The sequence below is a fragment of the Proteus columbae genome, assembly GCF_002777965.1.
Classification (GTDB): Bacteria; Pseudomonadota; Gammaproteobacteria; order Enterobacterales; family Enterobacteriaceae; genus Proteus; species Proteus columbae.
Genome location: NZ_NGVR01000031.1, coordinates 1 through 3,162 on the forward strand (window position 1 = coordinate 1; position 3,162 = coordinate 3,162).

The 3,162-nt window shown below is 39.9% G+C and carries 3 protein-coding genes; all 3 read right to left on the minus strand.

The window, feature by feature from the left end; translation table 11 throughout:
- Positions 1-1,125 (minus strand): hemagglutinin repeat-containing protein (locus CBE70_RS16630; RefSeq protein ID WP_198585740.1); only part of this gene is annotated, 1,125 nt, incomplete at its 3' end.
- Between the two features lie 139 nt (positions 1,126-1,264).
- A complete protein-coding gene (locus tag CBE70_RS16635) occupies positions 1,265-1,687 on the minus strand; it encodes a hypothetical protein (protein ID WP_100160202.1) in 423 nt (140 codons plus the stop codon).
- 9 nt (positions 1,688-1,696) lie between these two features.
- Positions 1,697-2,872 (minus strand): VENN motif pre-toxin domain-containing protein, encoded by a 1,176-nt coding sequence (locus CBE70_RS16640; protein ID WP_100160203.1) that lies wholly within the window; start codon positions 2,870-2,872, stop codon positions 1,697-1,699.
- Positions 2,873-3,162: the final 290 nt, after the last annotated feature.

A 3,162-nucleotide genomic window follows, 5' to 3' on the forward strand; every position in this document is an offset into this window, starting at 1 on the left:
TGCAAATAAGCCTGTTTGTTCTTCCACTGAACGGTATTTGCTGTCCATTTTATCGCGGCTAAACGAAATATTTGCCGAACCTCCGGGTGTGCCCATTACATTGACACTACCACCTGCACTTTCACTCGATTGTTTCGATTTGTAATCATCAATCGCTTGCTGGCTTTCAAGATGTAAATCACCGCCCACCTTAGCAATAACTTTATCACCTTGCGCTTGAACGCCTTTTAAGGTTGTATCTTGACCGCTTTGTAATGTGAGAGTTTGCCCTGCATTTAATGTGCTATTGGTGTAATAAGTATGGTAGCCATCTTCAAATCCTTTCGCTCGACTACCATTGGCATTAATATTAACCCCAACTCCCCCCGAGCCCACGGTTACGCCAACACCCACAGACGCGCTTTTACTGCTGTTTTTACTGTCTATCGACTCTTGATTTTGTGCTGATTGTAATGTGATATCTCGCGTGGCACTTAAGGTAAGATCACCCCCCGCCTGTAGCTCACTGCCTGTAATGGTGATATCGCCTTGCTCTTTTCCTGTTGCGGTAATAGAGAAGTTTTCACCTGCACTTAAGCTACTGCCTTGGGCAATATTTTGTTGCTGTACACGTTCAGATTCAGAGGAACTTTTACCATAAGCAACATTAGCGCCAATTAATGTTGTACTTTCATTATCAGTACCAGATTGCGCATTATCTAATGCAATTGCACCTGCTGCCTGAGCACCCGAAAGCCCTGCTTTAATACTCTGCAAAGTACTAATTTGGCTATCATCCGTTTCTTTGGCTGCTTTGTATCCCGCAATAGCACCATTAATTGCACTTCCTGCGGTACCACTTAGTGCAACGGTAAAACCACTCTGCTTAGTTTTGGTTTTGCTTAGTTCGGTGTAACTGTTTTCGGTGGACAAAATGTCAACAGAATCCCCTGTAAGAGATATCTCTTTTTTGGCTATCATTTCACTGCCATCAATAGTGAGATTATCCCCTGAACTGATGTGGATACTGCCATCAGTACTACCAATTACACTGCCTTTTTGAGTCACTGCATTACTATTATTGAGTTGCTCAAATGCAGATTTACCCACAGTAAAGCCGATCCCTCCTGTACCACAACTGGCCATTATTGGTAAACAATTGAAAGAATTATGATTTTAGGTGAGAACTCACTATACTCTTACTCGCCAAGCCGGACAGTTGATTATCTGGTTGACAGAAGGGAGTAAGTAGACAGTGAAGAGAGATCCCTGTGTAAAACAGGGATTATTTACTATTAAACTTACGTGAAAAGTTTTCTAAAATACTTTTCACTGGTAAAGAAGCATTTTGCTCAAGATGGTATATTTTATCTTTAATCTTACCCAAATCATCTTCAGATAAACCGCGTATATCCATAGATCTTAACGAGTCGACACAACTGATAAATAAATCATAATCATCAGTATCAATGAGTGATAAAATGATATTTAGCTCATGACTATTTTTTAAATCCCCCAAACATTCAACCAATCTAGTTTTCCAAAATATAGATTTATGCGCTAACTCATTAAATAGGCATACCCAGTCTGGCTCATTGAATTTATTTAAAATTTTAGCAGATTCAACAACAGCGCAATCATACCAATAATCTCCAGGTTCATTATCATTACTAAAATCAGTAATACATAAATCAAATTCTTTATACATGTACATGCCTCAATCGATTGGATTAAAGCCAGGAGTCGGTTTTCCACCAACAGGATACCCAGCTGTAACTTGATTTCCTTTTTTAATCACATCAATTTCTACACCATTAATTATACCACGATGCAACGTTTCACCTGTTGAGCTTCTTTGTCCAATAGCGGAGGAGTTACCAATTTTATTGACAGAATCAATAATGCTTTTATCTGACCAATTCTCTGGAAAAAGTGTACTTGTCTTAATTTTTGATAAGTTCCCATCTGGAAACTGAGTAGTAAACTTCACAACTCTTGTACCGTCTGGATTCAATTTTATTGTTTCTACAGCATAATTTAGATTTTCATTACTCACTGAAGGCGAGTGTCCCCCAATTAATTTATTTGAGTTTCCAACTCTTTGTCCCGTAAGTATCTTGGTTTCTATTTCTGGTGAGATTACTGTTATATTGGGTTGATTAATTATCGAATTAGTTTCTTTCCCTTTTTGCCCGCCACTTTTTACAGCATTATCAATCTTAAAAGAACCTATACTGCTAGATATCCCTTTCCCACCTCCTGATGTAGTGGCTCGCCCATCAATCAATCCACTTTCATTCAGTACAATCACCGTAGCTAAAATACCCGTTAGCTCTTTAAGGTTCTCTGTTTGTGATGAATGTTTAGCAATTCTATTTTCTAATGCTGGTTCAAGTTTAGATATTGAATCTTTCACCATATCTTGGCATTGTGCATTACAATCTGGCAAACCTTCCAATGTTTTCAAGCTATTTAAAGCGCTCTTCATATCATTGGTTGATATGCCCCATCCTTCTGCTTGTGCCTGAAGTTTCTTGTCTAGTTTATCAATATCTTGTTGTAACTGTTTTCTCTCTTCTGGGGTCTTAGCTTTCGCGTGAGTATCGACAAAACTAATAATTTGTTCAGAATGTAAGAAATTATTCTCAACCACCACTTTCCCAGCTTGGGCGGCATTGGCAACACCTGCGCTATTATCGCTGATTAAACCGCCAGCAATGCCTGAAGCTAACGTTGCCCATGCACTTATATTTTGCTTTTCAGTCTCAGTCAGTTCTTCGGGGGTTTTGCCATAAAGAGATTGCGATAAAATACCCACCGTTTCGCCTGTCATCGCACCCGTGGCTTGTGCTGCCACATTTTCACCTTTTGCCAGTGCAAGACCCGCATTCACAAANAGATTGCGATAAAATACCCACCGTTTCGCCTGTCATCGCACCCGTGGCTTGTGCTGCCACATTTTCACCTTTTGCCAGTGCAAGACCCGCATTCACAAAACCATGCGCTATCGTGCGCTGAATATCATTTTCAACACTGCTACCCTGAATTTGGTTTTTCACTTCATTGGCAAGATAAGGTGCTGAACCATCAGCAATTGCAGCTACAATATTGTTACCCATCATACCTTGTGTAAATGCGGTAACCGCTTGAATAGCTCGGGTATATTTACCGCCAGTGCCAAAG

What these genes read in the sequence shown, in the direction of transcription:
- CBE70_RS16635 (WP_100160202.1), bottom strand. Translation starts at nt 1,687, where the DNA reads ATGTATAAAGAATTTGATTTATGTATTACTGATTTTAGTAATGATAAT.